This window comes from Rhodoferax sp. OV413 (assembly GCF_945881795.1).
In the GTDB taxonomy this organism is placed as follows: Bacteria; Pseudomonadota; Gammaproteobacteria; order Burkholderiales; family Burkholderiaceae_C; genus Allorhodoferax.
On record NZ_CAMCVG010000109.1, the window covers coordinates 1 to 5,792 of the forward strand.

Here is a 5,792-nt window from a genome sequence, read left to right on the forward strand (position 1 = left end):
TCGAGCAGGCCCAGGCCCAGCTCAACAGCCAAGGCAATCAGGCCGGCTACACCACCCTGGTAGCTGATGTGTCGGGCGTGGTCACGGCGGTGAGCGCCGAAGTGGGCCAGGTGGTGGCTGCCGGAGCGCCTGTGGTGCAAATTGCGCAGGACGGCCCGCGCGACGTGGTGTTCGCCGTGCCCGAAGACAAGGTCGCCCAGATTGCGCGGGGCTCGATGGTCGATGTGCGGGTGTGGGCCAGCAAGACCCAGTTGACCGGCACGGTGCGCGAGGTGGCAGCCAGCGCCGATCCGGTTACCCGCACCTTCACTGTCAAGGTGGCCCTGGGCGCGAAAGATGCGCTGCCCCTGGGCACGACCGTGACGGTGGCGCCCAAAGCGCTGGAGCGCAGCGGCGAGCAAGTCATCAAGTTGCCCACGTCGGCCCTGCTCAAGGCGGGGGCGGGCAGCAGTGTCTGGGTGCTGGACTCCGCCACCATGACCGTCAAGGCCCAGCCGGTGGTGGTCGCCACGGCCGATGGCAACGACGCCGTCATCAGCAGCGGCCTCACGCCGGGCATGCAGGTGGTGGTGGCCGGTGTGCATGTGCTGTCGCCCGGGCAAAAGGTCGCGATTTATAAGGAAAAAAGCGCCTCAGCGCCCGCTGGATATGCGCCAGCAGCTATGGATTCCGTAGCACCTGCGGCCGCCGCAAGCGCTGTGGTCAAGTGAGGCGGCCATGATGCAGGAACCAAAAACCGGCTTTAACCTGTCCAAGTGGGCGCTGGAGCATTCCGCGCTGACCCGCTACCTGATGGTGGTGTTGATGCTTCTGGGTGCGGCGGCTTACTTCCAGCTCGGGCAGGACGAAGACCCGCCCTTTACCTTCCGCGCCATGGTGGTTCGCACCTACTGGCCCGGCGCCACCGCGCAGCAGATGGCTGAGCAGGTCACCGACAAGCTCGAGCGCACGCTGCAAGAGGTGCAATACGCCGACAAGATCCGCAGCTACTCCAAGCCCGGCGAGTCGCAAATCATTTTCCAGATCAAGGACTCCAGCAAGGGCAGTGAAGTGCCAAACGTCTGGTACACCGTGCGCAAAAAGATCGGCGACATGCGCGGCACCCTGCCCGCTGGCGTGGTCGGCCCGTTCTTGAACGACGACTTCGGCGATGTCTATGGCGTCATTTACGCGCTGGAGAGCGACGGATTCAACTACGCCGAGCTCAAGACCTTTGCCGACGAGGTGCGCCAGAAGCTGCTGCGGGTTCCCGACGTGGCCAAGGTGGAGCTCTTCGGGGTGCAGGACGAGAAGCTCTATATCGAAATCTCGCAAAAACGCCTGGCCCAGCTGGGGCTGGACTTCGGTCAGGTGCTGGCGCAGCTCGGCCAGCAAAACGCAGTGGAGTCCGCCGGCGCCGTGCAGACGCCGCTGGACGTGGTGCAGGTGCGTGTGGCCGGCCAGTTCAACGCGGTGCAGCAGCTCGCCGATATGCCGATCCGGGGTGCCAGCGGCAACCAGTTCCGCCTGAAAGACATCGCCACCATCGGCAAGGGCTACGTGGACCCGCCGGCGGTGAAGGTGCGCCATCAGGGCAAAGAGGTGATCGCGCTGGGCGTGTCCATGGCCAAAGGCGGCGACATCATTGCGCTGGGCAAAGCGCTTACCAAGACATCCGCCGGCATCTCGGCCGGGCTGCCCGCCGGCATCAAGCTGGTGCAGGTGCAAGACCAGCCCAAGGCGGTTGCCACCTCGGTGAACGAGTTTGTGAAGGTGCTGGTGGAGGCGGTGGTCATCGTGCTGGCGGTGAGCTTTATTGCGCTGGGCCTGCACACCAAGGCGGGCCAGCCATTCTGGAGGCGCTGGACGCTGGACGTGCGCCCCGGCCTGGTGGTGGGCATCACGATTCCGCTGGTGCTCGCGATGACCTTTCTGGGCATGTATTACTGGGGCATCGGCCTGCACAAAATTTCGCTGGGCTCGCTCATCATCGCCCTGGGCCTGCTGGTGGACGACGCCATCATTGCGGTTGAGATGATGGTGCGCAAGATGGAAGAGGGCTACGACAAGGTGCGCGCTGCCACCTTCGCCTACGAAGTGACAGCCATGCCCATGCTGACCGGCACACTCATCACTGCGGTCGGCTTTTTGCCTATCGGCATGGCCAAGTCGGTGACCGGCGAATACACCTATGCGATTTTTGCGGTGACCGTGCTGGCGCTGATTTTGAGCTGGTTCGTCTCGGTGTACTTCGTGCCGTATCTGGGCAATATCCTCCTCAAGAACCGGCCGCACCCAGCGGGTGAGTCGGCCCACCAGGAGCACTTTGACACCCCGTTTTACAACACCTTCCGCCGCATGGTGAACTGGTGCGTGAAGTACCGCTGGGTCACCATCGGCGGCACTGTGATGGTGTTTGCGCTGGGCATTGCGGGCATGGGCAAGGTGCAGCAACAGTTCTTCCCCGACTCCAGCCGCCCGGAGATGCTGGTCGATATCTGGTTCCCCGAAGGCACCTCGTTTGCCAACAACCAGGCGGTAACCGAGCGCCTCGAGGCCCGCTTGATGCAGGAGCCCGGTGTGTCCACCGTCAGCACCTGGATCGGCTCGGGCGTGCCGCGCTTTTATTTGCCTCTGGACCAGGTGTTCCCGCAGACCAACGTGTCGCAGTTCATCATCGTGCCGATGGATTTGAAGGTGCGAGAGAGCCTGCGGGTCAAGCTGCCCGCATTGCTGGCCAGTGAGTTTCCCGAGGTGCGCGGCCGGGTGAAGCTGCTGCCCAACGGGCCGCCGGTAGCCTATCCGGTGCAGTTCCGGGTGGTCGGGACCGATCCGCTCCAACTGCGTGAGCGGGCCGACGAGGTCAAGGCGCTCATGCGCCAGAACAGCAACACCCGCGGCGTCAACGACAACTGGAACGAGTCCGTCAAGGTGCTGCGCCTCGAGGTGGATCAGGACAAGGCGCGTGCGCTCGGGGTGAGCAGCCAAAGCATCGCTCAGGCCTCCCGTACCTTGCTCAGTGGCACCACCGTGGGCCAGTTCCGAGAGGGCGACAAGCTCATCGACATCGTGCTTCGCCAGCCGCTGGACGAGCGCAACGCCATCACCGACATCGGCAACGCCTACCTGCCCACCAGCAGCGGCAAGTCCATCCCCATCACCCAGATCGCCAAGCCGGTATTCACCTGGGAGCCGGGCGTGATGTGGCGCGAGAACCGCGACTACGCCATCACCGTGCAGAGCGACATCGTCGAGGGACTGCAGGGCGCCACCGTCACCGCCGAATTGCAGCCCATGATGAAGGCGCTGCAAGCCCAGTGGGCTGAGAAGGGATTCACCGGCTACCGCATTGAAGTGGCCGGCGCAGTCGAAGAGAGCTCCAAGGGCTCGGCCTCCATCGTGGCGGGTGTGCCGGTAATGCTGTTCCTCACCTTCACCCTGCTCATGCTGCAGCTGCAAAGCTTCAGCCGCTCGGTGCTGGTGTTTATTACCGGGCCGCTGGGCATTGCCGGAGTGGCGGGGGCCTTGCTCTTGCTGGGCCGGCCCTTCGGCTTTGTGGCGCTGCTTGGCGTGATTGCGCTCATGGGCATGATCCAGCGCAACTCGGTCATCCTGATTGACCAGATCGAGCAAGACCGCGCCGCCGGCATTCCGGCCTGGGATGCGATTGTGGAGTCCGCGGTACGCCGCCTGCGGCCGATTGTGCTGACCGCCGCGGCGGCAGTGCTGGCCATGATTCCGCTCTCTCGCTCGGTGTTCTGGGGGCCGATGGCGGTCGCCATCATGGGCGGCCTCATTGTGGCCACCGTGCTGACGTTGCTGGCCTTGCCGGCCATGTATGCGGCGTGGTTCCGTGTCAAACGCGAGCCGGCGGCGGCGGCCTAGGGCCGTCGGCAGGCTAAAATACTCGGCTTACCGATTTCAAACGGGCGGTCGGGGTGGGGCGGACGGGTGTCTGCCGTGCCTCCGGCCCCCGTATTTTGTTTTTTGCGCGGGTGGCGAAATTGGTAGACGCACCAGGTTTAGGTCCTGACGCTGGCAACAGTGTGGGGGTTCGAGTCCCCCCCCGCGCACCAACCCTAACTAACAACGGCATCGTCTCGATGCCGCAGGCGAAAGTCCTGCCAAACTAAAAATTAGGAGTAAAGATGGCCGTTACCGTAGAAACCCTGGAAAAGCTCGAACGCAAAATCACCCTGACTCTGCCGGTCGGCGTCATTAAGACTGAAGTTGACAGCCGCCTGCGCAAGCTGGCCCGCACCGTCAAGATGGACGGCTTCCGCCCAGGCAAAGTCCCCATGAATGTGGTGGCCCAGCGTTACGGCTATTCGGTCCACTATGAAGTCATGAACGACAAAGTGGGCGAGGCCTTTGCCACCGCTGCCAACGAAGCCAAATTGCGAGTGGCCGGCCAGCCTAAGATTTCCGAGAACGAAACCGCCCCCGAAGGCCAGATGGCGTTCGACGCGATTTTTGAAGTATTCCCTGAAGTGAAAGTCGCCGACCTGAGCGGCGCCGAAGTCGAGCGTTTGACCGCCGACGTGACCGATGGAGCCATCGACAAGACCGTCGACATCCTGCGCAAGCAGCGCCGTACCTTCGCCCAGCGCTCGCTGGACAGCGCCGCGCAAGACACTGACCGTGCGACCGTGGACTTCGAAGGCAAGATCGACGGCGAACCCTTCGAAGGCGGCAAGGCTGCAGACTTCCAGTTCATTCTGGGCGACGGGCAGATGCTCAAAGAGTTTGAAGACGCCACCCGCGGCATGAAGTCCGGCGAGAGCAAGACCTTCCAGTTGGACTTCCCGGCCGAGTACCACGGCAAAGATGTGGCCGGCAAAACCGCCGACTTTCTGGTCACCCTGAAAAAGCTCGAAGCCGCTCACCTTCCTGAAGTTGATGGCGCTCTGGCCAAGTCTCTGGGCATTGCCGACGGCACCGTGGAAGCACTGCGCGCCGACATCCGCAAGAACCTCGAGCGCGAAGTCAAGAGCCGTCTGCTGGTCCGCAACAAGCAAGCTGCCATGGACGCTTTGGTCGCCAAGTCGGAACTCGATCTGCCCAAGTCCAGCGTGCAAGCCGAGCTGGACCGCATGATTGAAAACGCCCGCGCCGACCTGAAGCAGCGCGGCGTGAAAGACGCTGACAAGGCCCCCATCCCTGAAGAAATCTTCCGTCCCCAAGCCGAGCGCCGCGTTCGCCTGGGCCTGGTGGTGGCAGAGCTGGTGCGCACGAACGACTTGGCCGCCAAGCCCGAGCAGATCAAGGCCCACGTGGAAGAGCTGGCTGCCAGCTACGAAAAGCCCGAAGACGTGATCCGCTGGTACTACAGCGACAACCGTCGCATGGCCGATGTGGAAGCCATCGTCATCGAGAGCAACGTGACCGACTACATCCTCGCGCAGGCCAAGGTGAGCGATAAGTCGATTTCCTTTGATGAGCTGATGGGTCAGAACTAAGACCCGTAGACGGCGCCACCCGTGCGCCGCGGCTGGAATGGGGCTTGCGCGGGACTTGCAGTCCGGCGCCTAAGCCCCATTTGCTTTGAGACAGGTGCTTTTTCTGTACAGTACAACTTAGATTTTGGAGACCCTATGAACGTGAAATACGGAATGTCCGGCGCAATGGAAACCCAGGCCTTGGGTATGGTGCCCATGGTCATCGAGCAATCGGGACGTGGTGAGCGTTCGTACGACATCTACTCACGCCTGCTTAAAGAGCGGGTGATTTTTCTGGTGGGCCCGGTGAACGACCAAACCGCCAACCTGGTGGTGGCGCAACTGCTTTTTCTGGAAAGCGAAAACCCGGACAAG

General features: G+C 62.8%; 4 protein-coding genes and 1 tRNA gene. All 5 read left to right on the plus strand.

Annotated features, from left to right (window positions below):
- The coding region (locus Q0O05_RS10925) for an efflux RND transporter periplasmic adaptor subunit (RefSeq protein ID WP_293663004.1) at positions 1-710 on the plus strand (710 nt) is incomplete at its 5' end.
- Between the two features lie 7 nt (positions 711-717).
- Entirely contained in the window at positions 718-3,864 is a 3,147-nt protein-coding gene (locus Q0O05_RS10930; protein ID WP_293663006.1) for an efflux RND transporter permease subunit, read from the plus strand.
- A 104-nt stretch (positions 3,865-3,968) separates the two neighbouring features.
- Positions 3,969-4,055 (plus strand) — tRNA-Leu (locus Q0O05_RS10935).
- Between the two features lie 72 nt (positions 4,056-4,127).
- Positions 4,128-5,438, plus strand: coding sequence for a trigger factor (gene tig, locus Q0O05_RS10940; protein WP_293663008.1), 1,311 nt, complete (start codon positions 4,128-4,130; stop codon positions 5,436-5,438).
- 153 nt (positions 5,439-5,591) lie between these two features.
- Positions 5,592-5,792, plus strand: a 201-nt coding sequence (locus tag Q0O05_RS10945; RefSeq protein WP_293663010.1) for an ATP-dependent Clp protease proteolytic subunit, incomplete at its 3' end; no start/stop codon positions are given.

Excerpts from the sequence above, each read along its gene's own strand:
- tig (WP_293663008.1), top strand. The coding sequence starts at position 4,128 with ATGGCCGTTACCGTAGAAACCCTGGAAAAGCTCGAACGCAAAATCACC.
- Q0O05_RS10930 (WP_293663006.1), top strand. The coding sequence starts at position 718 with ATGATGCAGGAACCAAAAACCGGCTTTAACCTGTCCAAGTGGGCGCTG.